At 61.8% G+C, this 25,247-nt stretch carries 19 protein-coding genes, 1 other RNA gene and 1 pseudogene; 3 read left to right on the top strand and 18 right to left on the bottom strand.

Going from position 1 to position 25,247, the window contains the following annotated elements; all coding sequences use genetic code 11:
* Position 1: 1 nt before the first annotated feature.
* The 16 genes and pseudogenes from murC to BUC24_RS18005 form a co-directional block, all read right to left on the bottom strand.
* Positions 2-1,393 carry a UDP-N-acetylmuramate--L-alanine ligase gene (murC, locus tag BUC24_RS17935; protein WP_073219246.1) on the bottom strand — a complete coding sequence of 464 codons (1,392 nt, stop codon included), beginning with the start codon at positions 1,391-1,393 and terminating at the stop codon, positions 2-4.
* Positions 1,390-2,475 (bottom strand): undecaprenyldiphospho-muramoylpentapeptide beta-N-acetylglucosaminyltransferase, encoded by a 1,086-nt coding sequence (murG, locus tag BUC24_RS17940; RefSeq protein ID WP_073219248.1) that lies wholly within the window; start codon positions 2,473-2,475, stop codon positions 1,390-1,392. Before murG ends, murC begins: the two co-directional genes overlap by 4 nt.
* Complete coding sequence (gene ftsW / locus BUC24_RS17945) at positions 2,472-3,683, bottom strand: putative lipid II flippase FtsW (RefSeq protein ID WP_073219251.1); 1,212 nt, start codon at positions 3,681-3,683, stop codon at positions 2,472-2,474. The genes murG and ftsW overlap by 4 nt, the downstream gene beginning before the upstream one ends.
* Entirely contained in the window at positions 3,683-5,179 is a 1,497-nt protein-coding gene (gene murD, locus BUC24_RS17950; RefSeq protein ID WP_073219255.1) for a UDP-N-acetylmuramoyl-L-alanine--D-glutamate ligase, read from the bottom strand. Before murD ends, ftsW begins: the two co-directional genes overlap by 1 nt.
* A 3-nt stretch (positions 5,180-5,182) precedes the next feature.
* On the bottom strand, positions 5,183-6,352 hold the full coding sequence (gene mraY, locus BUC24_RS17955; protein WP_073219257.1) for a phospho-N-acetylmuramoyl-pentapeptide-transferase: 1,170 nt from the start codon (positions 6,350-6,352) through the stop codon (positions 5,183-5,185).
* 1 nt (position 6,353) lies between these two features.
* Positions 6,354-7,739, bottom strand: a complete 1,386-nt coding sequence (murF, locus tag BUC24_RS17960; RefSeq protein ID WP_073219260.1) for a UDP-N-acetylmuramoyl-tripeptide--D-alanyl-D-alanine ligase — start codon at positions 7,737-7,739, stop codon at positions 6,354-6,356.
* Positions 7,739-9,271 carry a UDP-N-acetylmuramoyl-L-alanyl-D-glutamate--2,6-diaminopimelate ligase gene (locus tag BUC24_RS17965; RefSeq protein WP_073219263.1) on the bottom strand — a complete coding sequence of 511 codons (1,533 nt, stop codon included), beginning with the start codon at positions 9,269-9,271 and terminating at the stop codon, positions 7,739-7,741. The genes murF and BUC24_RS17965 overlap by 1 nt, the downstream gene beginning before the upstream one ends.
* On the bottom strand, positions 9,271-11,055 hold the full coding sequence (locus BUC24_RS17970) for a peptidoglycan D,D-transpeptidase FtsI family protein (RefSeq protein ID WP_073219266.1): 1,785 nt from the start codon (positions 11,053-11,055) through the stop codon (positions 9,271-9,273). The genes BUC24_RS17965 and BUC24_RS17970 overlap by 1 nt, the downstream gene beginning before the upstream one ends.
* A complete protein-coding gene (gene ftsL, locus BUC24_RS17975) occupies positions 11,052-11,324 on the bottom strand; it encodes a cell division protein FtsL (protein WP_073219269.1) in 273 nt (90 codons plus the stop codon). The genes BUC24_RS17970 and ftsL overlap by 4 nt, the downstream gene beginning before the upstream one ends.
* A complete protein-coding gene (gene rsmH / locus BUC24_RS17980) occupies positions 11,321-12,277 on the bottom strand; it encodes a 16S rRNA (cytosine(1402)-N(4))-methyltransferase RsmH (protein WP_073219272.1) in 957 nt (318 codons plus the stop codon). Before rsmH ends, ftsL begins: the two co-directional genes overlap by 4 nt.
* Positions 12,278-12,286: 9 nt before the next feature.
* Positions 12,287-12,715, bottom strand: coding sequence for a division/cell wall cluster transcriptional repressor MraZ (gene mraZ / locus BUC24_RS17985; RefSeq protein WP_073219275.1), 429 nt, complete (start codon positions 12,713-12,715; stop codon positions 12,287-12,289).
* A 463-nt stretch (positions 12,716-13,178) separates the two neighbouring features.
* Entirely contained in the window at positions 13,179-16,970 is a 3,792-nt protein-coding gene (locus tag BUC24_RS17990; RefSeq protein WP_229448279.1) for a calcium-binding protein, read from the bottom strand.
* Positions 16,971-17,375 (bottom strand): annotated as a pseudogene (locus tag BUC24_RS27575) (calcium-binding protein); the annotation flags it as partial.
* Positions 17,376-17,484: 109 nt separating this feature from the next.
* Positions 17,485-18,969: a glycerol kinase GlpK gene (glpK, locus tag BUC24_RS17995; RefSeq protein WP_073220304.1), complete on the bottom strand. Its 1,485-nt coding sequence runs from the start codon at positions 18,967-18,969 to the stop codon at positions 17,485-17,487.
* A 47-nt stretch (positions 18,970-19,016) separates the two neighbouring features.
* Positions 19,017-19,342, bottom strand: an RNA gene (rnpB, locus tag BUC24_RS18000) — RNase P RNA component class A.
* Positions 19,336-20,661: a hemolysin family protein gene (locus BUC24_RS18005; RefSeq protein ID WP_073219281.1), complete on the bottom strand. Its 1,326-nt coding sequence runs from the start codon at positions 20,659-20,661 to the stop codon at positions 19,336-19,338. Before BUC24_RS18005 ends, rnpB begins: the two co-directional genes overlap by 7 nt.
* Before the next feature lie 357 nt (positions 20,662-21,018).
* Here BUC24_RS18005 and BUC24_RS27580 point away from each other — a divergent pair, with 357 nt between their 5' ends.
* Positions 21,019-21,414, top strand: coding sequence for an IgG-binding virulence factor TspB family protein (locus BUC24_RS27580; protein ID WP_373887979.1), 396 nt, complete (start codon positions 21,019-21,021; stop codon positions 21,412-21,414).
* Complete coding sequence (locus BUC24_RS18010; protein ID WP_143167561.1) at positions 21,329-22,327, top strand: pectate lyase family protein; 999 nt, start codon at positions 21,329-21,331, stop codon at positions 22,325-22,327. The genes BUC24_RS27580 and BUC24_RS18010 overlap by 86 nt, the downstream gene beginning before the upstream one ends.
* Positions 22,328-22,388: 61 nt before the next feature.
* On the opposite strand, the gene BUC24_RS18015 is transcribed toward BUC24_RS18010, so the two are convergent.
* On the bottom strand, positions 22,389-22,784 hold the full coding sequence (locus tag BUC24_RS18015) for a DUF1398 family protein (RefSeq protein ID WP_073219284.1): 396 nt from the start codon (positions 22,782-22,784) through the stop codon (positions 22,389-22,391).
* Between the two features lie 11 nt (positions 22,785-22,795).
* Entirely contained in the window at positions 22,796-23,287 is a 492-nt protein-coding gene (locus BUC24_RS18020; protein ID WP_229448282.1) for a MarR family winged helix-turn-helix transcriptional regulator, read from the bottom strand.
* A gap of 107 nt (positions 23,288-23,394) precedes the next feature.
* Here BUC24_RS18020 and BUC24_RS18025 point away from each other — a divergent pair, with 107 nt between their 5' ends.
* Positions 23,395-25,098, top strand: coding sequence for a thiamine pyrophosphate-binding protein (locus BUC24_RS18025; RefSeq protein WP_073219287.1), 1,704 nt, complete (start codon positions 23,395-23,397; stop codon positions 25,096-25,098).
* Positions 25,099-25,247 lie beyond the last annotated feature (149 nt).

Here is a 25,247-nt window from a genome sequence, read left to right on the forward strand (position 1 = left end):
GTCACGCTCCCGTATAGGTAGTCAGTTTTGCAGGCACGCCGCTGATCGAGCCGGCGCCCATGGTGATGACGACATCGCCGTCCTGCACCAGGCCCATGATCGTGGCCGGCATGTCGGCGATGGCTTCAACAAAAATCGGTTCCACCTTGCCGTTCACGCGCAGCGCGTGCGCCAGCGAACGGCCGTCGGCGGCGCGCACCGGTGCTTCGCCGGCGGCATACACTTCGGACAGCACCAGCACGTCCGGCGTGCCCAGTACCTTGACGAAGTCTTCAAACAGATCGCGCGTGCGGCTGTAGCGGTGCGGCTGGAAGGCCAGCACCAGGCGGCGGCCCGGGTAGGCCCCGCGCGCGGCTGCCAGCGTGACTTCGGTTTCAATTGGGTGGTGGCCAAAATCGTCCACCAGGGTGAAGCTGCCGCCGGCGGGAATGGCCACGTCGCCGTAACGCGTGAAGCGCCGGCCCACACCGTGGAATTCAGCCAGGCCGCGCTGGGTGGCGCTGTCCTCGATACCGATTTCACGGGCAATGGCAATGGCCGAGCAGGCGTTCTGCACGTTGTGCATGCCAGGCTGGTTGAGCACGAATTCGGTATCCGGATAGCCATCCTGGATCACGGTGAAATGCATTTGCAGGCCGATGGCACGCGCGTTCACGGCGCGCACTTCCGCTTCTTCGGAAAAGCCGTAAGTGGTGATCGGCTTGGTCACCTGCGGGATAATGGCGCGCACGTGGGCATCGTCCACGCACAGCATCACCCGGCCGTAGAACGGCAGGCGGTGCGTAAAGTGGACAAATGCCGACTTGAGCTTTTCAAAATCGTGCTCGTAGGTTTCCATGTGATCGGCATCGATGTTGGTGATGACTTCGATCATGGGCGTCAGGTTCAGGAAAGACGCGTCCGATTCGTCCGCTTCGGCAACGATGTATTCGCCCGTGCCCAGCTTGGCGTTGGCGCCGGCGCTGTTCAGACGACCGCCGATCACAAAGGTCGGGTCCAGGCCGCCCTCGGCCAGCACCGATGCGACCAGGCTGGTGGTGGTGGTCTTGCCGTGGGTGCCGGCAATCGCGATGCCGCGCTTGAGGCGCATTAATTCACCCAGCATAATCGCGCGCGGCACGATAGGTGTCTTGGCTGCACGCGCTGCGATGACTTCGGGGTTGTCTTCCTTGACGGCGGTCGAGGTGACCACCGCATCGGCGCCCACCACATTCTCGGCGGCGTGGCCCAGCATGACTTTTGCGCCCAGGCTTTCCAGGCGCTGGCTGGCCGCATTGCTGCCCAGGTCCGAGCCGGACACGTTGTAGCCCAGGTTGAGCAATACCTCGGCAATGCCGCTCATGCCGCTGCCGCCAATACCGACGAAATGGATGTTCTTGATTTTATGTTTCATGTTCTTTGTGCCGATCCTGCCAATTGTTCGAGTACGTCCGCGATTTCGTTGTTTGCGTTGCGCTTGCCCACTGCCAGCGCCGCTTCCGCCATGGTCTGGCACTGCGCGCGCGTGAGCGACTGCAGCAGCTGCGCCATGCCCTGGGCATGCAAATCCGTTTGCGGCAGATGGATGGCCGCTTTTTGCGCTGCCATCCATTTGGCGTTGTCGCGCTGGTGGCTGGTGGTGGACACCACCAGCGGTACCAGTACGCTGGCCACGCCAGCGGCCGTCAGTTCCGACACGGTGATCGCGCCTGCGCGGCAGATCACCAGGTCGGCTGTGGCGTAGGCGCCAGCCATGTCGTCAATGAAGTCGACCACGTCCGCCTGCACACCTGCCTGCGCGTAGCCAGCGCGTAAAGCATCGATATTCTTTTTGCCCGACTGGTGCTTGACCAGCGGCCGCTGTTCCGCCGGCAGCAGCGCAAGCGCAGCCGGGATGCTGTCATTGAGGACTTTGGCCCCCAGACTGCCGCCCACCACCAGAATGCGCAGCGGACCGCTGCGCTGGGCAAAGCGCTGCGCCGGCGCGTCCATGGCCAGGATCTCTTTGCGCACCGGGTTGCCGGTCACGATGGCTTTGCCTGCCGCCGCGCCAAAGTCCGCCGGGAAGCCGAACAGCACTTTCTGCGCCATCGGCACCAGGGTCTTGTTCGACAACAGCAGTGCGGCGTCGGCATTGACCAGCACCAGCGGCACGCCGCGCAGGCGCGCCATCAGGCCGCCCGGTACCGTGACATAGCCACCCATGCCCAGCACGGCGTCCGGCTTGCGGCGGCCAATGTGGCCGAAGCAGGTCAGGAAGGCGCGCGCCAGCTTGAATACACCGCCGAGGCTGTGCGCCAGTCCCTTGCCGCGCATGCCGGAAAACGCGATCGTGTCGATCTCGATGCCCTGCTTGGGCACGAAGTCGGTTTCCATGCCGTGCGACGTCCCCAGCCAGCTCACGTCCCAGCCGCGCGCGCGCATGGTCTGCGCAATCGCGATGCCCGGGAAGATATGCCCGCCGGTGCCGGCTGCCATGATCATCAGTTTCTTCATGCGCGCCCTCCCCGCATGAGCACACGGTTTTCGTAATCGATGCGCAGCAAGATCGCCAGCCCGACGCAATTGATGATCACACCTGATCCGCCATAACTCATCAGCGGCAAGGTCAACCCCTTGGTTGGCAGCAGACCCAGGTTCACCCCCATGTTGATGAAGGTTTGCACGCCGATCCAGATGCCGATGCCTTTGGCGGCCAGTCCGGCGAAGGTCTGGTCGATGGCGATGGCCTGGCGCCCGATGTCGAAGGCGCGCTTGACCAGCCAGTAGAACAGCGCAATCACCACCAGCACCCCGGCCAGGCCCAGTTCTTCGCCGATGACCGCCATCAGGAAGTCGGTATGTGCTTCGGGCAGGTAGTGCAGTTTCTCGACACTGCTGCCAAGGCCGACGCCAAAAAACTCGCCGCGCCCGAAAGCGATCAGCGAGTGGGTCAGCTGGTAAGCCTTGCCGAGCGCATTGTCTTCCTGCCACGGATCGAGGTAGGCGAACATGCGCGCACGGCGGAACGGTGAGAGCCAGATGATGATGCCGAAAATGGTACCAAGCAGTGCGCCGATGCCACCGAACCAGACTGCGTTGATCCCGCCCAGGAACAGGATGCCCATCGCGATGCAGACGATCACGCCAAAAGCGCCCAGGTCGGGCTCCATCAGCAGCAGCAAACCCACCAGCCCAATGGCGCCGGCCATGGGCAGGAAGCCCTTGGTCAGCTTGTGCATGTATTCCTGTTTGCGCACCGTATAGTCGGCCGCATACAGAACCGCCGCAATCTTCATCACTTCCGATGGCTGCAGATTGAAGACCCGCAGATTAAGCCAGCGCTGCGCGCCGTTGACCGAGAAGCCGACGCCAGGAATGAACACCAGTGCCAGCATCACCAGACTGCCCACGAACATGACTGACGCCCAGCGCTGCCACAGTTCGATCTTGATGCGGAAAACAAACAGGCCGGCCAGGATCGCGACCACAATGAAAATCGCCTGGCGCTGCAGGAAATGGGTGTGTTTGTAGTTGGCGTACTTGACCGAATCGGGCAAGGCGATCGAGGCCGAATAGACCATCACCATCCCGAACAGCATGAGCAACAGGGTGACCCAAACCAGCGGCTGATCGTATTCCATCATTTTCGAGGCGCGCGCACGGCTGCTGGTCAAAGCATCCTTGGACGATCCCGAAAACTTGAATGGAAGTTGAAGCGCCATTACAGGTCCTGTCCCTTCTCGAGTGCCAGTTCGCGCACGGCGTCGCAGAACACCTGCGCGCGGTGCGCGTAATTGGTAAACATGTCCATGCTGGCGCAGGCTGGCGACAGCAGCACCGCGTCGCCGGAACGGGCCATGGCTGATGCACGCTGCACTGCTTCCGGCAGCTTGACGCAATCAACCATGTCAACGCCGGCTGGCTCGATGGCAGCGCGCAGCTTGGGCGCGTCGCGCCCGATCAAAACAATTGACCGCACATAGCGCGAACATGGTTCGGCCAGCGGATCGAAATCCTGGCCCTTGCCATCGCCACCGGCGATCAGCACGATCTTCTGGTGTTCGCCACCAAAGGCCTTGCCCAGGCCATTCAGGGCCGCCACCGTGGCGCCCACATTGGTGCCTTTGCTGTCATCGTAATAATCGATACCGTCGATACTGGCGACCAGCTCCACGCGGTGCGGCTCGCCCTTGTATTCACGCAGGCCGTGCAGCAGTGGCGCGAACGGCAACCCGATGGCGCGGCACAGGGCCAGCGCGGCCAGCGCGTTGGACGCATTGTGCAGACCGCGAATGTGCAGCGCATCGGCCGGCATCAGGCGGTTGATCGTGCACGGGACCACTTCGGCCACTTCGTTCTTCTTGCGCTTCTTTTCGCTTTCTTCACCCGGCACGGCCACGGTCAGCCACAGCACACCGCGCTCGTTGAGCAGGCCGAAGCAGTCTGCATCCTTGGGTTCATTGGTGCCGAAGGTGATGGTCTCGCTCATGGCCGAGTCCATTTTCATCACTTCCTGATCGTCGCGATTGAGCACGCGCACGGTGCTGGCACCAAAGATGCGCGCCTTGTCGCGCCCGTAGGCGCCCATGTCGCCGTGCCAGTCCAGGTGGTCCTGGGTCAGGTTCAACACGGTGGCAGCATCGGCATTCAGGCTGAAGGTGGCGTGCAGCTGGAAGCTCGACAGCTCCAGGATCCAGGCCTCGGGCAGTGTGTCGTTCTCCAGCACTTCGCGCAGCACGTCCAGTGCCGCCGGGCTGATATTGCCTGCCACGCGGGTGCTCAGACCGGCGCGCTGGCACAGCAGGCCGGTCAGGCTGGTGACGGTGGTCTTGCCGTTGGTGCCGGTGATGGCAATCACTTTGGGTGCGTAGCCGCGTTCTTCCCTGAGAGCGGCCAGCGCTTGCGCAAACAATTCGATTTCGCCCCAGACGGGGATATTCTTTTCCGCCGCGGCTGGCACGATGGCTGCCAGTTCGCGCGCCGGCATCAGGCCGGGGCTGACAGCGACAAAGTCGATTTCTTCGAGCAGCGCGGCATTCAAGTCGCCAGCGACAAATTCGGCGCCGGGTACGGACTCGCGCAGGGCAGGCAGGCGTGCCGGCTCGGCACGCGTATCGGCCACGCGCACGCGCGCGCCGCAACGGACCAGCCATTGCGCCATCGCGAGCCCGGATTCACCGAGCCCCAGTACCAGTGCGTGTTTGCCTTCGTAATTCATCTGTTAGCGCAGCTTCAAAGTGGACAGTCCAACCAGGACCAGCATCATGGTGATAATCCAGAAACGCACAACCACCTGCGTCTCCTTCCAGCCTTTTTGTTCAAAGTGGTGGTGCAGGGGCGCCATCAGGAATACGCGCTTGCCGACACCGGTCCGCTTTTTGGTGATCTTGAAGACCGACACCTGGATGATCACCGACAGCGTCTCGGCCACAAAAATACCGCCCATGATGAACAGCACGATCTCCTGGCGCACGATCACGGCGATGGTGCCGAGTGCGCCACCGAGCGCCAGCGCGCCGACGTCGCCCATGAACATTTGCGCCGGGTGCGCGTTATACCAAAGGAAGGCCAGCCCTGCCCCGGCCATGGCGCCGCAGAAGATCAGCAATTCACCAGCGCCCGGAATGTGCGGGATGAACAGGTACTTCGAATACGTGGCGCTGCCGGTCAGATAGGCAAACAGACCCAGGGCCGAGCCCACCATCACGGTGGGCATGATGGCCAGGCCATCGAGACCATCAGTAAAGTTGACCGCGTTGCTGGAGCCGACAATGACGCAATACGTGAGTGCGATGAAGCCCCACACGCCCAGCGGATAGCTGATGGTTTTCACGAACGGCACAATCAGGTCGGCCTTGGGCGGCAAGTCCATTGCAAAACCGGACTGCACCCAGGCGTAGAAAAGTTCCCACACCTGGGCCGGGGTGGGCGCCGACACCGAGAACGCCAGGTACAGCGAGGCGGCAATCCCGATCAGCGACATCCAGAAGTATTTTTCGCGCGAACGCATGCCTTCCGGGTCCTGGTACACCACCTTGCGGTAGTCGTCGGCCCAGCCAATGGCGCCAAAGCCAAGCGTGACCACCAGCACCGGCCAGATCAGGCGGTTTGACAGGTCGCACCACAGCAGTGTGGAAATGGCGATCGAGAGCAGAATCAGCACGCCGCCCATGGTTGGGGTGCCGTGTTTTTTCAGATGGGTTTGCGGGCCGTCCTGGCGTACCGCCTGGCCGACTTTGAGTGCGGTCAGTTTGCGGATCACAGCCGGTCCGGCGCACAGGCCGATCAGCACTGCCGTGATGGTGGCAAACACCGCACGGAAGGTGATGAAGCTGAATACGCGCAGGAAGCCGTAGTCCTGCTGGAAGAATTGTGCAAGCCAGAGCAGCATGTCAGTGAGCGTCCTTGATTGGGTTTGGGGATCCGAGCAGGTGCTGGACCACGCGTTCCATCTTCATGAAACGCGAGCCCTTCACCAGCACAGTTGCGTCAGATTTGCTGCCCAGTCGCGTGTCCAGTGCTGCCAATAATTCGTCCAACTGTTCGTAATGTGTTGCGCCGGCGCCCGCCATGTGGCGTGCCAGCTCGCCCAGGACCAGGACCTCGGTGATGCCGCGGCTGGCCGCATAGGCGGCAATCTCTTCGTGGAACTCGCGTCCCTGGGTACCGACTTCGCCCATGTCGCCCAGCACCAGGATGCGCGGCGCGCTGGCCTGCACCAGCACATCGATGGCGGCGCGTACCGAATCCGGGTTGGCGTTGTAAGTATCATCAATCACGGTGGCGCCACAGGCGGCGGTCTTGCGCTGCAGGCGGCCGTTGACAGGTGCGAACGATTCCAGGCCACGCTCGATGGCTTCGTCGGCAATGCCGGCGGCAGCCGCGCAGGCGATGGCGGCCAAGGCGTTACGCACATTGTGCAGACCGGCGGCGGCCAGGCGCACCGGGAACTGGCGCGCATCCTTGCCAGCTTCGCGGATTACAACCAGCAGCTCGCTGCCGAAATTGCGCGCGTCGTGGGTGCAGCTGACAGTGCAGCTGGCGTCCAGGCCAAAGGTCATGCTGCGGCGCGCACCGGCCAGACCCTGCCACAGTGCGGTGTAAGTGTCGTCGCCCGGGAAGACGGCCACGCCGTCAGCCGGCAAGGCCGCCAGCACGGCGCCGTTTTCCAGCGCCACCGCTTCCACGGTGTGCATGAATTCCTGGTGTTCGCGCTGGGCGTTGTTGACCAGCGCAATCCCGGGTGCCGCAATCGCGGCCAGGCGCGCAATCTCGCCCGGGTGGTTCATGCCCATTTCAATCACGGCCGACTTGTGCGAGGCGTCCAGGCGCATCAGCGTCAGCGGCACACCGATCTCGTTATTCAGATTGCCGCGGGTGGCCAGACGCGCCTCTTCGCCATGGGCTGCGGCGAGAATCGCGGCGATCATTTCCTTGACCGTGGTCTTGCCATTGCTGCCGGTGACACCGATCACCGGAATAGCAAACTGCTGGCGCCAGCTGTTGGCGATCTCCCCCAGCGCAGTCAAGGTGTTGGGCACCACCAGCGCCGGCAGCGCGAAGCCTTCCGGCAGCTGTTCTGCCACCACGGCAACGGCGCCCTTGGCCGCGACCTGATCGAGGAAGTCGTGGGCGTCAAAGGTTTCGCCGCGCAGGGCGACGAACAGCGCGCCCGCGCCGGCGCTGCGGCTGTCGGTCGAGACGCTGTCGAAGGCGGCGTCCGCCGTCATGCTGGCGCCGCTGACGGCGTTGACAAGTTGTGCGAGCGTGCCGCGCATTAGTTTGTCCTCATCATGGTCGCGCGCGCGGCCAGCGCCAGCTGCGCGTGGTCGGCATCGGAAAACGGCATCTTGCGGCCCTTGATTTCCTGGTAAGGCTCGTGGCCTTTGCCAGCGAGCAGAATCACATCGGTTTTGGCGGCCTGGCGCACGGCGTGCAGAATCGCCGTGGCACGGTCTTCAATGGTTTGCCAGCTCGAGTCGGTACGGCCGGCGTCCATGCCCGCCACGATCTGGGCGATGATCGCGCCCGGTTCTTCGCTGCGCGGATTGTCGCTGGTGACCAGCACGTGGTTGGCGATTTGCGCGATGGCGCCCATTTGCGGACGCTTGCCCGGATCACGGTCGCCGCCGCAGCCAAACACGCACCACAGGGCACCGCCCCGCTCCTGCGCCACCAGGCGCAGCGTGTCCAGCGTTTTTTCCAGCGCGTCCGGCGTGTGTGCGTAATCAATGACGACCATCGGCGCGTCCTGGCCGCCCACTTGCTGCATGCGGCCTGGCGCTGGCGTGAGCGCTTCGATCGCGTCCAGCGCGCTGCGCAAGACCACGCCCTTGGCCAGCAGTGCGCCCAGCACGGCCAGCGCATTACTAATGTTGAACTGCCCCACCAGCTGGGTGCGCACGGCGCCACTGCCATACGGCGACTCCAGCTGGAAGTCGGTGCCCGCATTGCGGCTCTTGAGCTGCCCGGCGCGCAGGATGGCCACGCCGTCTATGTCCGGCTGGTCGGCGCTGCTGCGCAGCGTATAGCCGATCAGGGGCAGCGCGCTGCCAAAGCGGGTTTGAAGGTGGGTAACCAGGCGCAAACCGGCCGGGTCGTCGAGATTGAGCACTGCTGTTTTTAATCCTGGCCACTCGAACAGCTTGGTTTTTGCTGCCTCGTAGCTTGCCATGTTGCCGTGATAGTCGAGGTGGTCGCGCGTCAGGTTGGTAAACAGCGCCACATCGAAATGCATGCCCGAGGTACGTCCCTGATCGAGCCCGATGGAGCTTACCTCAATCGCCAGCGTGGTGGCGCTCGCTTCGCGCAGGCCGGCCAGCGTTTGCGCCAGCAGCACCGCGTCCGGCGTGGTGTAGCCGGTGACGTCAAATTGCGCGTCGTCGCGGCCACGGTAGACGCCCACGCCCAGCGTGCCGATCACGGCAGCCGTTTCACCCAGACGGGCAAAGGCCTGGCCCAGCCAGACTGCGCACGAAGTCTTGCCATTGGTGCCAGTCACGCCCACGGTGAACATGTTTGCATCGGGCATGCCGGCGGCCGCGTGGGCAATCGCGCCAGCGTGCTGTTTCAGTTCCGGCACCGCCAGATGGGGCAGCGTCCAGGCGGCATCCCACACGTAGCCAGTGTCGTCATACACGATGGCGGCAGCGCCCTGTTCGATGGCCTTGGCAATGAAAGCGCGGCCATCACCGGCATCGCCCGGATAGGCAAAGAACACGTCGCCGCGCGCAATGCGGCGCGAATCGGACGCCAGCTTGCCGCCGGCGCCATTGGCAGTGATCCACTGAGCGGCTTTGATGTAATCCATTACATCACCTCCGATCCGTCGTCGTCAGCGACGACGATGTGGGTCACGGTCGAATCGGGCGGCACGTTCATGGCGCGCAGCGCGTTCGATGCGACAGCGGCAAACGTGGGCGCGGCGACCTGGCCACCAAAGTGTTCACGCGTGGTCGGCTCGTCAATCATGACGGCGATGATGAAGCGCGGATCGGACATCGGCACCATGCCGACAAACGAACCAATGTACTTGCGCGGCATGGCGTACTTGCCATTTTCAACTTTGTAAGCAGTGCCGGTCTTTCCGCCCACGCGGTAGCCGGCCACCTGCGCCTGCTTGGCCGTGCCATGTTCGCCGGTGACGACGCGCTCGAGCATCTCGCGCATGTCGCGCGCGGTTTGCGGCTTGATGATCTGCTGGCCCACGGGCGGCTCGGTCACTTTCTGGAACGACAAGGGGATGATGTCGCCATTGCGGGCAAACAGCATGTAGGCGCGCGCCAGCTGCAGCAGCGACACCGAGATGCCGTTCCCATAGCTCATGGTCGCCTGCTCGATCGGGCGCCACGATTTGTACGGCCGCACCCGCCCTGCCACCGCGCCCGGAAAACCGAATTTCGGCTGCTGGCCGAATCCGACTTCGGTGAACATTTCCCACATCGCCTGCGGCGGCATGCCGAGCGCGATTTTGGAGGTGCCGATATTCGATGACATTTCAATGATCTCGGCCACGCTGATCACGCCGTGCGGCTTGGTGTCGGAAATAGGCGCGCCGTTGATCACAAAGCGCCCCGGACCGGTATCGATCTGGGTGCGCGGCGAGATGCGGCCGGTGTCCATGGCCAGCGCCACGGTAAACGGCTTGAGCGTGGAACCGGGCTCGAAGGTGTCGGTCACCACGCGGTTGCGCAACTGGGCGCCCGTCAGTTTTTTACGGTCGTTCGGGTCGTAGGTGGGCCAGTTGGCCAGCGCCAGCACTTCGCCGGTTTTCACGTCCAGTACCACGGCAGCGCCCGCCTTGGCCTTGAATTTTTCCACGGCTGCCTTGACCTGCGAATAGGCGATGTACTGGATCTTGCTGTCGACCGACAGGGTCAGGTCGCGCCCATCATGGGGCGGCTTTTGCAGGCCCACGTCTTCCACAATGGCGCCGCGGCCATCCTTGATCACGCGCTTGCTGCCGGTGGCGCCGACCAGCGTTTTCTGCTGGGCCAATTCCATGCTCTCCTGGCCTGCGTCTTCCACATTGGTGAAACCGACCAGGTGGGTCATGACTTCGCCCTGCGGATAAAAGCGCTTGTATTCCTTGCGCGTGTCCAGACCGATCAGCTTGAGCGCATCGATCTTGGCGATCACGTCCATTTCGACCTGGCGCTTCAGGTACACGAATTTATTGTCGGACTTGAGCTTCTTGCGCAGTTCGGATTCGCTCATTTCCAGCAGGCCGGCCAGCTGGCGCAGCTTCTCTGGTGGATTATCGAGCAAATCTTCCGGGATCGCCCATACCGCCTTGACCGGCAGCGACGACGCCAGCACCTGGCCGTTGCGGTCCATGATCTTGCCGCGCGTGGCAGGCAATTCAATGTTGCGCTGATAGCGGTCCATGCCCTTGGCAACCAGGAACTCTTTCGACACCCCCTGCACCCACATGGCGCGCGCGCCCAGGGCGGCAAACGCGGTAAACAGCACAAACAGCACGACGCGCGAACGCCAGGTAGGCAGGCTGACCGCCAGTACCGGGCTTTTCGAGAACGACACGCCCTTGGAGGCCGCCACCCGCGATCCGTTCACGCCATTACCGCCGCGCTTCATTTTGCACCTTCCGTCAAATATTGCGTACGCGCCGGGGTCAGCGGCGACATGTTCAATTCCGTGCGCGCGATCTGTTCGATGCGCGCATTCTTGCCCAGCGTCGACTGGTCCAGCTTGAGCTGGTCGTAGTCGATGTCGAGCTGATGGGCTTGCTGCTCCAGCTTGCCCTGTTCAATAAACAACTGGCGCGCCTGATAGCGCGCGTTCACCACCGACAGGCCGCACATGACCAGCAGCGCAGCCAATACGATGTTGATCTTGCCGCTCATGGAGCCGTCCCCAGCCGTTCGGCCACCCGCATCACGGCCGAACGGGCACGCGGGTTGCCATCGACTTCCGCATCGGACGGCTTCATCTTTGCCACCAGCTTCATCAGCGGCTGCGGCAAGTCGACCGCCTTGATCGGCAAGCGCCGGTCGGGCTGTTCGACTTTGACCTTGCTGGCCAGGAACTGCTTGACCATGCGGTCTTCCAGCGAGTGGAAGCTGATAATGGCCACGCGCGCGCCAGGTGCGAGCATGGCGTAGGCTTCGTTCAAGCCTGCTTCCAGGTCCTCAAGCTCTTTATTGATGAAAATCCGGATAGCCTGAAAGGTACGGGTGGCCGGGTCCTTCCCCTTCTCCCGGGTTTTGACCGCGTTTGCCACGATACCGGCAAGCTGTCGTGTGCTTGAAATTGGTTCGACTGCCCTGCCAGCAACAATCGCCTTTGCAATCTGAAAAGCAAACCGTTCTTCCCCATAATCGCGTATCACCTTTTCCAATTGTTGTTCTGGCACCGACGCCAACCACTCGGCGGCAGACACGCCGCGTGTGGTATCCATCCGCATGTCGAGCGGTCCGTCATTGCGGAAACTGAAGCCGCGCGCAGCGTCGTCCACCTGGGGCGAAGAAATGCCCAGGTCGAGCAAGATCCCGTCGACCTGGGGCACGCCCCGTTCGGCCAGGGCGCTGCGCATGGTGGCAAAGCTGTCGTGCACGATTTCAAAACGCGGATCGGTGATCTGCCCGGCCGTGGCAATGGCTTGCAAGTCCTTGTCAAAGGCAATCAGGCGGCCTTGCGGCCCCAGCTTCGACAAAATCAGGCGGCTATGGCCACCGCGGCCAAAGGTGCCGTCGATATAGATACCGTTGGCGCGCGCGCCGTCCAGGCTGAGCGCGTCGACCGCCTCATCAAGCAGCACCGTTCGATGCGCAAACTCAGGCACCGCCACATTCGTCATTGGCGCGCCCTAGAAAGAGAAATTGGAAAGAACGTCGGGCATGCCGCCGGCGACGGCAGTTTGCTCGTCTTCGGCCAGCTTGGCGGCGTCCCAGATTTCGAAATGGGTACCCATTCCCAGCAGCATGACGTCACGGCTGAGGCCGACGGCGTTGCGCAATTCAGGGGAAATCAGGATACGGCCAGCCGAATCAAGCTCGACATCGCACGCGTTGCCGAGGAAAATGCGCTGCCAGGCGCGGGCCGACATAGGCCAGGCGGCAATTTGTTCACGGTGCGCTTCCCACACCGGGCGCGGGAAAAACAGCAGGCAACCATGGGGGTGACGGGTAAGCGTGAGGCGTCCTTCGCACTGCACTGCGAGTGCGTCACGATGCTTGGCGGGTATCGACATCCTGCCTTTTGCATCGAGGTTAATTGCGGAAGCGCCTTGAAACACGTTTTACCTGGTCTAAGAGTTGGGATGAAATGCGGTGTTTTGGCGCCGGGAGCATCAAAAATCTCCCACAAAACTACACTTTTTCACACTGTCGCCCACTTTAGATGAAGCAATTACGACGGTCAAGCGGTTTCAAACGTGCGAAATGTGAAATTTGCCAATGAAGTCAAGGACTTAGCGCACATCGTTGAAGCGGCCTCAAAAGAAAATATGCCGATAATCAGGGACTTATCAAAGACATTGAATGTGCTACCTCATCTGTACACATGTGTTTTGACGTCTCAACAAATATTAAAAAAAATGCATTCAGTTGAGGTTATGCAACACCCGTAGTGAAATGATCATGCGTGCAGGAAAAATCGTCAAACGTCAGTTAACACGCTTTGAAAGTACGAAAGGGCGAAACAGCTTGCGCTGTTCCGCCCTTTCCTGGACCTGCTGTTAGTAACGCTGAGGCGCCGTTTTACAGCATTTTGTAGGTCTCACGCTGCCCGCTGGTGGACGGCGCACCTATCGTCGTGCCTGCCAGCTGCGGCTGCGGCACGGCCGCCAGCCCCGCCAATGTCGTGGCATCGGTCAGGCTGCCGTCGATCGCGTAGCGGTACGCGAACTCGCCGCCGATTCCGGCCCCATTGCTGCCGCCACTGCTGAACTGCTCAAGCGCGCCGGCGATGTTCCAGCTGGTCATGGTCTTGTCGGCCAGACGCAGCTGGTCGAAACGCGACACAAGAGCGCTGAAGTTGAACTGCTCGATCCGGTTGTCGTGGATTGCCGAAGCCGACCCAGCCACATAATCGGCGCCGCCTTCCGTCACAACCTGCAAGGTGCCGACGCTGCGGCCAGCCCCCGCATACCAGTTGGTGAAGGCGATCTGCTCGCCGGCACCCACGTTGAGCACCAGGTCGTTGCCGGATTTGCTCAGCGCCAGGTCGGCATACAAAATGCCGTGGCCGAGCGACACGGTGTTGTCGGTACCGGCAACGGACGTGACCGTATCCTGGCCGTCGCCACGGTTGAAGGCAATCAGGTCGGCACCATTGCCAACGGACAGCTGGTCGTTGTCAGCGCCGCCGAAGTACATGTCGGCGCCGTTGCTGCCGCTCAAGCGATCCGCGCCCGCGCCACCATCGAACACATTGCCCTGGAGCGAGCTGTCGGTCAGGTTGTCATTGCCGCCGAAGCCTTGCAGGATGTCGTAGCCGTCGTTGCCCTGGAGGGTATTGACTGCGTCGTTGCCTTGCAGCAGATTGTTCAGGCTGTTGCCGGCGCCCGCAATGGCCCCGGTGCCGTACAAGGTCAGGATTTCCTGATTGTTGCCCAAGGTGCGGCCCACCGAGGAATAGATCCGGTCGGTGCCTTCACCAGCTGCTTCGGTGACGATGTCGCTGCCATTGTCGACGATGTAAGTGTCGTCACCGGTGCCGCCCGTCATGGTGTCGGCGCCAGCGCGGCCGTCCAGGAAGTTGGCAGCAGCGTTGCCGGTCAGGATATTGTTGAGATTGTTGCCAATGCCATAGATGGCGCCATGACCGGTCAAGGTCAGGCGCTCCACATTGGCCGACAAGGTCTGCCTGACGCTGGCGTAGACAATATCGTTGCCACCGCCGCCAGCTTCGACCACCACATCACCCTGATCATCAACGTAGTAGCTGTCGTTGCCCGTGCCACCGACCAGCGTGTCGGCGCCCAGGCCGCCATCCAGCACATCGTCGCCTGCCAAACCATTGATCGTGTCGCTGCCCCAGGTTCCCACCAGCGTATCGGCAGCGGCGCTGCCGTTGAGTGTGATGCCCGGAGGTGGCATGTCTTCGACCATCAGCTCAAAGAACGACTCGGCGGACTTGCCGCGGGAATCGGTGGCGCGCAAGATCATGCCGCGGTAGCTGGCGTCGCTGTAACCCGGCGTGCCGGACAGCGTGCCGGTGTACGCATCGACGGTGAGCCAGGCCGGTGCCTGGCCGCCAAACGGGGCCACCAATTCGTAATGCAGCGTGTCACCCTGGTCGGGATCGACAAAACTACCGGGTGGCAGCTTGAACTCGAAGTTCGTGCCTTCTTTGGCAACCAGGAATGGGACCGGAATGACCAGCACCGGGGCACTGTTGATCAGTTGGTCAACGGTGTAGCTATTGCCGTCTGCGAAGCGAATCTGCGTGATGCGGCGGTCGGCATAGCCATCCACCTGGTAATTTTCGACGCGGATCGTGTCGCCTGCGCCATAGTTAATGGTCAAGGTGCTGCCATTGGCCGACAGGCGCACGTCGGCCCGAGCGATGCCATCGCCGAAGCGGATCTGTTCTTGTCCCGACCACCAAAAGGGCGCGAAGGCGATCGTGTCTGCACCATCGCCGCGATTAAAGACATACACATCGTCCCCGCCATCCTGCGCCGAGATGAAATCGTTGCCTGCGCCGCCGATGATGGTGTCGTTACCGTCGCCGCCGTCGAGGAAGTCGTCGCCAGCACCGCCGCGTAGCGTATCGTGGCCGCCATTGCCTTTGAGCGTATCGTTACCACCCTGACCGTCGAGGACTTCGCTGCGGCTGCTACCCTGGATCTCGTTGGCATTGTCATCGCCCAGGGTTGAGCGGCGCAGCAACTCGTTCGCGTCCCAGATGGTGCCGTCCGCGAAACGGACCGTGCGATGGTCATTGGAATCGCCCGACAGCCTGGCGCCTGTGGTAATGCGCCCGCCTTCGTAATACAGATCGACCGATCCGGCGTACTCAGGGTTTTCGCGAACGACCACCGTGCCCGGGGCAATGTCCGCATCGAAGAGCACGGTATCGAGACTATCGAAACCGATGATGTCGTTGCCGTCCCCTTTGCCAAACAGGTAGGTGTTGGCCCCGTCTTCGCCAAACAGGCGGTCATCGCCCCGTCCGCCGCGTAGCACATCATTTCCTTCGTAGCCGCTCAGCTGATCGTTCCCCTCGCCACCGATCAGCAAATCATTGCCGCGGCCGCCGCTCAGTTGGTCGTTGCCTTCACCACCGCGCAATTCGTCATTGCCGTCGCGACCGTCCAAATAATCATTGCCCGCGCGCCCATCCATCCAGTCGTCGGTCTCTGTGCCAGTAATCTGCTGGTCTTGCTCGTCGCCGGTCAAGCCCAGGCGTTGCAGCATCGCATCATCCCAGGTGGTGCCGTCGGCAAAGCGAATTTCGGCAAAGGAGCGCATGTACATGCCGCTACCGATATCCTGCGGAGCCTGCCTGCAAGGGATGCGCAACTGCGCAGTCGTGCCCTTGATGAACACCCACATGTCGTATCCGTTCCCTTCGATACGCACGTCGGACGGTTTCACGTCCGCATCCATCCGAATAGTTTGCATACCATCTGGCCGAACCATCAATTCGTCTCTGCCGCTGTTGCGGCCAAAGATGATCGTATTGTTGCCTGCTTCACCGTCGAGGAAATCATCACCGCTGCCGCCATCAAGCAGATCGTCGCCATCGCCACCACGCAACTGGTCTAAGCCGTCACCACCGAGCAGGACATCGTCGCCAGCGCCGCCTTCCATACTATCGGACCCGTTGCCGCCATCCAGAAGATCGTTACCTTCATTGCCGATGAGGGTGTCGAAGCTGTCACCGCCAGCCAGGGTGTCATTACCCCACTGGCCGACGAGAAAATCGTTAGCGTCGGTGCCGGTCAGGGTCAGACCGGGCGGCATGAACAAGGCAAGGTCGATTTGCTCGCGGCTCCAGTTCACATTGCTGGCAAAGCCAATGCTGAGATTGGACACAATGACGCCGCCACCGGAATAAAAATAGTCACGCACCGTAATCGAATCAGTGCTGCCCTTGAGCGCAATAATCAAATCGCTGCCAGTGCCGTTGTCGGAACGGGACACTGTTACGCTGCCGGCCGCCACGAAAGTCAAGTCGATGCGGGTCGAGCTAGAGCTCCATCCCTGGTCGCGCGTCAGAATGACATCCTGGCCCCAGCCAGGAGCAAACTTGAACAAGTTGGCGCCCGTTCCACCTTCAAGGATGTCATTGCCAGCGCCACCAATCAGAACGTCATTGCCTTCCCTCGCCGTCAGCACATCGTTGCCCGCGCCGCCGTCGAGCACGTCGTCGGTCCAGCTGTCGAACAAGCGGTCGTCGCCGCCCAGGCCGCTGGCACTGCCGCCGCCGTACACATCATCGCCCTCGCCTAACACCGCCACGGGCGCAACGCGTCCCAGAATGCTGGCAAAATCCCAGTTGGTACCATCGGAAAACCGGAATTGCTCGACACCGGACGCCATCAGGTTCTGCTGCTGGGCACTGAAACTGTAATTCGAGCGGAAATAGCCGTCGATCAGCAAGCTATCTGTCGTACCACGGACGGAAAGGCGCAGGTGATCGCGTTCGCGTGTCAATATCAGGTTATCGGCGGTGATCCCCTCACCAAAACGTACGGTATTCTGGACCGTCGTTCGGCTGAGGTAATTGACAATCGTGTCCTCTCCATCACCCAGATTGAACAGGAAGGTATTGATGCCATTGCCACCGTCAAGCGTGTCATTGCCCGTGCCACCGGCAAGGATATCGTCGCCATCGCCGCCTTGCAGGTTGTCGTTTCCGCCAAGCCCGTTTATAAAGTCGTTTTGCGGGGATCCAGCAATATATTCGTCTCGTTCGTCGCCGTTGATGCGGTACACAATAGCCATGGATGCAGCCCCTTGAATTTGCTGAAACGTTGAGGAAAACTAAAAATTGTTTTTCATCAACATTTTACAGCAAATTCACATTAGGCGTGGCATTTTGTTCAATTTTTTATCACACTGCCCAGGCGCGCGAGCGCTCAACTGCCTGGTGCCAGCGCGCCATGCGTTCACGGCGCTGATCCATGCTGATGGACGGCTCAAAGCGGCGCTCCGCCTTCCATTGCGCAGCAATTTCCTCCTGCGAATCCCAGAAACCGGTAGCCAGACCGGCCAGATAGGCCGCGCCCAGGGCCGTTGTTTCTGTCACTTTCGGGCGCACCACAGGCACACCGAGGAGATCGGCCTGGAACTGCATCAGCATGTCATTGCGCGCCGCGCCGCCATCGGCCCGCACTTCGGCCACGGGGCAATCGGCGTCACCTTGCATGGCGCTCAGCAGTTCCGCGCTTTGGTAGGCAATGGCTTCCACTGCGGCACGGGCGATGTGGCCGCGATTGGTGCCGCGTGTCATGCCCATCAGAGTGCCGCGCGCATAAGGATCCCAGTGCGGCGCACCCAGTCCCGCGAAGGCCGGCACCATATAGACTCCGCCGTTGTCAGGCACGCTGGCAGCGAGGGCTTCGACATCGCTGGACTTTTCGATGATGCCCAGGCCGTCGCGCAACCATTGAACCGTGGCGCCGCCCATGAACACACTACCTTCTAATAAATAGTCCGTGCGCCCGTCCACACGCCAGCCCACGGTGGCCAGCAAGCGGTGTTCGGACACGGGGGCGTGGGTGCCGGCGTGCATCAGCATGAAGCAGCCGGTACCGTATGTATTCTTCACCATGCCGCGCTGGTGGCAAGCCTGGCCAAAGGTGGCGGCTTGCTGGTCGCCGGCAATCCCGGCAATGGAGATGGGCTGGCCAAGCAGGGCAGCGTGGGTCTTGCCGATTTCCTCGGCACTGGAAACCACCTGCGGCAGGATGGCGGCTGGAATATTGAACAGATCGAGCAGCGCCTGGTCCCAGCGCATCAGGTGCAGATTGAACAGCATGGTGCGCGAAGCATTGCTGACGTCGGTAACGTGCTTGCCGCTCAACTTGTAGACCAGCCAGCTGTCGACGGTGCCAAACGCCAGTGCGCCGCGCTCTGCCTTGGCGCGCGCGCCGGGTACATGGTCCAGCAGCCAGGCCAGTTTGGTGGCGGAAAAGTAGGCGTCCAGTTCCAGGCCGGTGTTGGACTGAATCAGACGCGCCTTGCCTGCCTCGCGCAAAGCATCGCAGGCGGGCGCGGTGCGCCGGTCCTGCCAGACAATGGCGGGCGCGATCGGCACGCCGGTCTTGCGGTCCCATACGACGGTGGTTTCGCGCTGGTTGGCAATGCCAATGGCTGCTACCTGGGCAGCACTGATCTGATGATCGTGCAACACCTGGCGCGCCACGGCAAGCTGGCTTTCCCAGATATCGTTGGGGTCATGTTCGACCCAGCCGGGCTGGGGAAAGTGCTGGGGAAATTCCTGCTGCGCCGTGCCGCAAGGTTGACCAAGACGATCAAACAGGATGGCGCGCGAACTGGTGGTCCCCTGGTCGAGGGCGAGAATGTATTGTTTCATCCGCGTCTCCGGCAGCCCGGGCATGCGCGCCAGGGCCAGAATCAGTAAAGTGAAGCAGGCCGATAGGCCGGATTTTGTTACGGCGTCAGCCCTTGCGGACGTTCGCTATGACAGCCATTCCTCTAGGCGCAGAATTACTCCTGCGCTCAAGCTCCCTACCCGCACGCTCCGCGAGCCGCCTCAACGCGTGCCTATTTGGGATTGCTCCAGGTGGAGGTTACCGCGTTTCACCGTAACTTAATACGCTCGTCTCTGTGGCCCTATTCCTCGCCTTGCGGCGGACGGCCATTAACCGTCACCCTGCTCTATGGAGTCCGGACCTTCCTCCCGCCAACGCATTACACGTCAGCCAGCGACTGTCTTGGCCTACTTCACAGGCGTATTGTACCGCGCCGCGGGCTCGACTGGCGAAACTAGTACCCGGTCGATCCGGTTGCGGTCCATGTCGACCACTTCGAAACGGTGGCCCTTCCACTCGATTTGTTCCGATGGCGCCGGCACATGGCCGAGCTGATGGAGCAGCATGCCGGCCAGGGTCTGGTAGCCTTGCGCGGCTTCGTCGGGAAACGGTGCCTGGGTGCCAAGGACCTCGCGCAGGCGCTCCAGTTCCATGGCGCCATCGAGCAGCCAGCTGCCATCGTCGCGCTGGACCGCGTCTGCCTCGCGCGCTTCAATGCCGGGCAAGGCGCCGACGACTGCGCCCATCAGGTCGGTCAGCGTGACCATGCCCAGTAACTGGCCATGTTCGTCCACCACCAGCGCCAGCTCGGCGCGCCGTTCGCGAAACAATTCCAGCAGACCCATGGCGTTGGCCGAGGCCGGTACTTGCAAGGGCTGGCGCAAGGCGCCATGCAGGTCGACTGCGTCCAGGGTGCCGGCGCGGATGGTTTGCGCAAACAGGTCACCTGCATGGATCACGCCGAGTACCTGCGCCGGGTCGCCGTCGATGACAGGAAAACGGCTGTAGGGCCGCGCCGCAATGGTGCGCAAGTTGCTGCCGATGTCGGCTTGCAGATCTACGGTTTCCAGGTCGACCCGGGGCGTCATGAGGGCGCTGACCCGCTGCTGGCGCAAGCTCAGGCCGCGGCGGGCGATGTCGTATTCAGTTCGGTCGAGTACGCCGGCATCGCTGCCCTCGCGCAGCATGCCGCTGATCTCTTCGGTGGTGGGCGCGTCGCTGGCCTGGCGCCCCAGGCCACACAGGCGAATGATCAGTTCGGTAACCGCAGCCAGCAGCCGTACCAGCGGCGTCATCAGCCACGATAAACGCTGGAGCGGCCGCGCAAGCAAGGCGGCAGTCGCTTCCGGGTATTGCATTGCAATGCGTTTGGGCACCAGTTCGCCAAACACAATCGAGGCGAGCGTAATGCTGCCAATAACGACTGCCAAGGCGAGCATGTCCGCATACGGCGCCAGCGGCGCAAAGCCGGCCAGCTGGCGGCCCAGCTGCGCGGCCAGCGACGCCTGCCCGAAGGCGCCGTTGAAAATACTGATCAAGGTGATGCCGATTTGAATGGTCGACAGGAAGTCGCTTGGTCTGGCGGCCAGGTCGAGCGCCACTCGCGCTCCCTCGCTGCCACGCCGGGCAGACTCCTCGAGCCGCAGCTTTTTGGCTGATGCAATTGACAGTTCGGCCGTTGCGAAAAGGCCGTTCAGCAAGATCAGCGCGAAGATGATGAGTACGTCGGTCACGGCGCGGAAAGCGACAGGGAATCGGTCAGATTACCCGCCATGCATACGTTGAATTTGCGCTACGCCAAATGGACGCCTGCGCCACTGATATCAAAAACGATATCAATCCTGCAAAAAATGTTATCGCACAAAAGTGGTCCAACCACTATTTTCGCAAATACAATGCTGGCAATTCAATCAACATTAAAGGTTCACCATGAAGTTGCTTCCTCTCGTATCTCTGGTCGCCGCCACCCTGGCGCCGGTCGCAGCACAGGCCGTTGACTGGCCTTCCGGCTATTCCAAGTGCGCCGAAGAAGGCGGCAAATGCGACGCTGGCAGCGTAAAACGCGACGTTTCGTTCGGGATCAAGAACAAATGGGTGGTCAAATCGCTGACCGGCACCTTCGCCTGCACCACGACGACCTTTGGCAGCGATCCGAATCCTGGCATTACCAAGAAGTGCGCGCTCGGCCCGCTGAGCACGCCAACCCCAACCCCGACGCCAACCCCAACACCGACCCCGACACCGACACCGACACCGACGCCTACCCCGACACCCACACCTACGCCGACACCAACCCCAACACCAACCGATCCGGTTACGCAATCAGCGCCAAACACCGGCTGGGCCAGCCAGGCGGGCGGCACCAAGGGCGGCGCAGCAGCGGCGGCCAACGCCGTGTTTATGGTCAGCAGTGCAGTGCAGCTCCAGGATGCGCTCAAGGCTCAGCCCGGCAAGCCAATTCAGATCAAGGTGTACGGCACCATTGACATGACCGGCGGCGTCCCGTTCAAGAGCGTGGACGATCAAACCGCACGCGGCCGCATCAGCCTGCCGTCGAACAGCACCCTGATTGGCATTGGCAGCGATGCCCGCATCATCAACGGCGAAATCCAGATCAAGAACGTCGATAACGTCGTCGTGCGTAACCTGACCCTGGCCAACCCGTGCGATATCGCGCCAGTATGGGATCCAAAAGACGGCAGTGCCGGCAACTGGAATTCGCGCTATGACGGCATTCTGGTGCAAGCATCGACCCACGTGTGGATCGACCACAACACCTTTACCGATGCGCCAATGACGGACGACAAGCTGCCAACCCAGAATGGCAAGCTCAAGCAATGCCACGACGGCGCGCTGGACATCAAGACCGCCTCGGACTATGTGACGGTATCGAACAACGTGTTTGCCCTGCACGAAAAGAACAACCTGATCGGTTCCTCCGACAGCACCACCAGCGATGATGGCCACTTGAAGATCACCTTCCATGGCAACCATTTCTTGAATGTGGCAGAGCGTTCACCGCGCGTACGTTTTGGCCAGGTGCACCTGTACAACAACTACCATCAGGCAAGCCGCAGTGCCGCCGCGTACAAGCATCAGTACAGCGTGGGTGTGGGCTACAAAGCCAAGATCCTCTCGCAGCACAATGTGTATGACATCACCGGTGCCGGCAAGTGCGACGACGTCGTCAAAAACCCTGGCTCAAGCAGCAAGACCGGCGCCATTGTCGACACTGGCTCGCTGCTGAACGGTGCCGCACTGGGTCTGGGCGGTTCCGGCTGCAGCTTCAGCACCAGCATCGGCTGGACGCCGCCGTATGCACCTGCCGTGATGGACGCATCGAAAGTGCGTGCCTCGGTGCTGCAGAACGCAGGTGCGGGCAAGCTGAACGTGCGTTAAGCTTTGTTCCGGCTCGGCAGCCCCCGGGCACCGAGCCGGCGCAAGATGAACACGATGCGCATCAGTCGGGAAACCGTTCAATGTGCACCTCGCCGAGGCGCCCCAAGTAACTGACGTGGCGTCCGGCGATCCAGACAATGTATCCAACACAACCCGCCGCGCGCGACAGGCGCAGGAATTCAGGGTACTTGACCAAACCGCCCTGCGCGCCACGAATGGCCGCCTGCAAGGCATCCACATCAAACGCTGCCGCAACCGGCACGCCTTCGCCCGACAAGGGCACGCTGCACCACATTCCCCCATTGGTATAGTAAGTTGTGTCCTCGCGCCGGTAATCGGCGTGGTACGACTCCACGCCTGCGCGGGCAAGGGTGGCGATTACCTCTGGAAAACTGACAATGCCCGCCTGCGAGTAGCGCGCACATTGTTCGATTGCCTGCCTGGTAGCTGGTTCCATGACTTTCTCCTCTATTCGGTGGGCACTTGTCGCAACTGACGGTCCTGCACGATCTGCTGCATCATCCCCATCAAGGATTGACGTTGGGCCACGCTGAGCGAAGCGAAACAGCTTGCGTCATTGCGGTCCGCAATGGCGGCCAGCTCCGGCACCAGCGCGCGACCGGCCGGCGTCAGCATTAAATGCTGAGCACGCTTATCCACAACGCCAGGCGCGCGTGCCACCAGCCCTTTCTTTTGCAGTCGCGTGACGATTTTCGACACCGCGCCCTTGGTCATGCCCAGCGCCGAAACAAGTTCCGCAGCGCCGGATTGCTCGTGCCGATACATTTCCCGCATCGCCACCCAGTCCGACACAGATACGCCACGCTGTTCGACCTGGCGTGCAAACTCGCCCGACACGTGGTTGGAAACAAAGCGCAGCCAAAAGCCAACATGGTCTTCGAGCGCACTGACTGAGGCTGATGGCGTGGACGATTGCATGGTTTTGATAATAGTTTCCATGGAAACCAAACGCAAGCGAATTCTGAAATTTGGTGTCGTTATTTCAAAAGCTGCAAGGAAACGCCTCGCATAGAATGATGCATACCTAACATAGAGGCAGAGACGACATGACCCACCCTTCCCGCAGTGGCGGCCAGATCCTGGTTGACGCCCTCAAGATCCACGGCGTCGATACCGCCTTTGGCGTGCCTGGCGAGAGCTATCTTGACGTCCTGGACGCCCTGCACGACTCGGACATCCGTTTCATCATCAACCGTCAGGAAGGCGGCGCCGCCTTCATGGCCGAAGCCTACGGCAAAATGACCGGCAAGCCCGGCATCTGCTTCGTCACGCGCGGCCCCGGCGCGACCAACGCCTCGATCGGCGTGCACACTGCCTATCAGGACTCGACCCCGATGATCCTGTTCATCGGCCAGGTCGGCAACGACTTCATGGACCGCGAAGCCTTCCAGGAAATCGACTATCGCCGCATGTTCGGGCAGATGGCCAAGTGGGTCACCCAGATTGACCGCGCCGACCGCATTCCAGAATACCTGGCGCGCGCCTTCCAGGTTGCCACCAGTGGCCGCCCGGGCCCGGTCGTGCTGGCACTGCCGGAAGACATGCTGATTGACCAGGCTGCAGTGGCTGACACCAAGCGCTATACGCCGGTGCAGGCAGCGCCGTCGGCGGCCCAGATCGACACCCTGCGCAACATGCTGGCCGAAGCCAAGCGCCCGATGGTGCTGCTCGGTGGCGGCACCTGGAACGCACAGGCTTGCGCCGACCTGCAGCGTTTTGCCGAAGCTAATGCGCTGCCCGTGGGCTGCACCTTCCGCTTCCAGGATTTGCTCGACAACGCGCATCCAAACTATGTGGGCGACGTCGGCATCGGCATCAACCCGAAACTGGCCGCGCGTGTACGCGACGCCGACCTGCTGATTGCAATCGGCCCGCGCCTGGGCGAAATGACCACGGGCGGCTATTCGCTGTTAACTTCGCCGGTACCGAAGCAGCGCCTGGTGCACTTCCACGCAGATGCGGAAGAACTGGGCAGTGTCTATCAGGCTGAATTGATGATCAATAGCGGCGCTCCGCAGGCAACGGCGATGCTGGCCGCGATGGCACCGGTCGACGCCAGCGCATGGAAAGCCACGGTTGCCGAAGCCAAGGCTGATCTGGCCGCGTACCAGGAACAGCCGCCCATCTTCAAGGACGGCAAAGCGCCACTGGACCTGTGGCAGGTGGTGCAGGAATTGATGGCGCAAACGCCGAAGGACACCATCATCACCAATGGCGCGGGCAACTACGCGTCGTGGGCGCACCGCTTCTTCCGCTACGGCGGCATGCGCACGCAGCTGGCCCCGACCAATGGCGCCATGGGTTACGGCGTACCGTCCGGGATCGCCGCGAAGATCATCGACCCGTCCCGCACCGTGGTCACCTTTGCCGGCGATGGCGAATACATGATGAACGGTCAGGAGCTGGCCACCGCCGTGCAGTACAAGGCCGGCGTGATCATCATCGTCTTCAACAACAGCATGTTCGGCACCATTCGCATGCACCAGGAGCGTGACTACCCAGGCCGTGTATCGGGCACCACGCTGCACAATCCTGATTTTGCCGCGCTGGCAGTCGCTTACGGCGCGCATGGCGAGGTGGTCAACACGACCGCTGAATTCGCGCCTGCACTGGAGCGCGCGCTGTCCCACACGCGCAGCAAATCGCTGCCCGCCGTGATCGAGCTGCGCTACGACGGCAACCTGATTACGCCGAATGCGACGCTCGAGACGATCCGCAAAACGGCCGAGGCGGCGAAAGCGGCCAAGTAAGCTTCTGAGACGTCGCCCTCGCGCAGGCGGGGGCCCATACCACCTTACCGAAGTTGTTTAGCATGGTATGGTTCCCCGCCTTCGCGAGGACGACGGGCGTTACTGCGCGAGCACGCGAATCCAAGTCAACACGCTGCGTGATAAGCCGT

Source organism: Massilia sp. CF038 (genome assembly GCF_900129765.1).
Lineage (GTDB): Bacteria > Pseudomonadota > Gammaproteobacteria > Burkholderiales > Burkholderiaceae_D > Telluria_A.

What these genes read in the sequence shown, in the direction of transcription:
- murC (WP_073219246.1), bottom strand. Translation starts at nt 1,393, where the DNA reads ATGAAACATAAAATCAAGAACATCCATTTCGTCGGTATTGGCGGCAGC.
- murG (WP_073219248.1), bottom strand. Translation starts at nt 2,475, where the DNA reads ATGAAGAAACTGATGATCATGGCAGCCGGCACCGGCGGGCATATCTTC.
- ftsW (WP_073219251.1), bottom strand. Translation starts at nt 3,683, where the DNA reads ATGGCGCTTCAACTTCCATTCAAGTTTTCGGGATCGTCCAAGGATGCT.
- murD (WP_073219255.1), bottom strand. Translation starts at nt 5,179, where the DNA reads ATGAATTACGAAGGCAAACACGCACTGGTACTGGGGCTCGGTGAATCC.
- mraY (WP_073219257.1), bottom strand. Translation starts at nt 6,352, where the DNA reads ATGCTGCTCTGGCTTGCACAATTCTTCCAGCAGGACTACGGCTTCCTG.
- murF (WP_073219260.1), bottom strand. Translation starts at nt 7,739, where the DNA reads ATGCGCGGCACGCTCGCACAACTTGTCAACGCCGTCAGCGGCGCCAGC.
- BUC24_RS17965 (WP_073219263.1), bottom strand. Translation starts at nt 9,271, where the DNA reads ATGGATTACATCAAAGCCGCTCAGTGGATCACTGCCAATGGCGCCGGC.
- BUC24_RS17970 (WP_073219266.1), bottom strand. Translation starts at nt 11,055, where the DNA reads ATGAAGCGCGGCGGTAATGGCGTGAACGGATCGCGGGTGGCGGCCTCC.
- ftsL (WP_073219269.1), bottom strand. Translation starts at nt 11,324, where the DNA reads ATGAGCGGCAAGATCAACATCGTATTGGCTGCGCTGCTGGTCATGTGC.
- rsmH (WP_073219272.1), bottom strand. Translation starts at nt 12,277, where the DNA reads ATGACGAATGTGGCGGTGCCTGAGTTTGCGCATCGAACGGTGCTGCTT.
- BUC24_RS17990 (WP_229448279.1), bottom strand. Translation starts at nt 16,970, where the DNA reads ATGGCGTCCGGTGTCGAGCAATTCCGGTTTTCCGATGGTACCAACTGG.
- glpK (WP_073220304.1), bottom strand. Translation starts at nt 18,969, where the DNA reads ATGAAACAATACATTCTCGCCCTCGACCAGGGGACCACCAGTTCGCGC.
- BUC24_RS27580 (WP_373887979.1), top strand. Translation starts at nt 21,019, where the DNA reads ATGGGTGGTCAAATCGCTGACCGGCACCTTCGCCTGCACCACGACGAC.
- BUC24_RS18010 (WP_143167561.1), top strand. Translation starts at nt 21,329, where the DNA reads ATGGTCAGCAGTGCAGTGCAGCTCCAGGATGCGCTCAAGGCTCAGCCC.
- BUC24_RS18015 (WP_073219284.1), bottom strand. Translation starts at nt 22,784, where the DNA reads ATGGAACCAGCTACCAGGCAGGCAATCGAACAATGTGCGCGCTACTCG.
- BUC24_RS18020 (WP_229448282.1), bottom strand. Translation starts at nt 23,287, where the DNA reads ATGGAAACTATTATCAAAACCATGCAATCGTCCACGCCATCAGCCTCA.
- BUC24_RS18025 (WP_073219287.1), top strand. Translation starts at nt 23,395, where the DNA reads ATGACCCACCCTTCCCGCAGTGGCGGCCAGATCCTGGTTGACGCCCTC.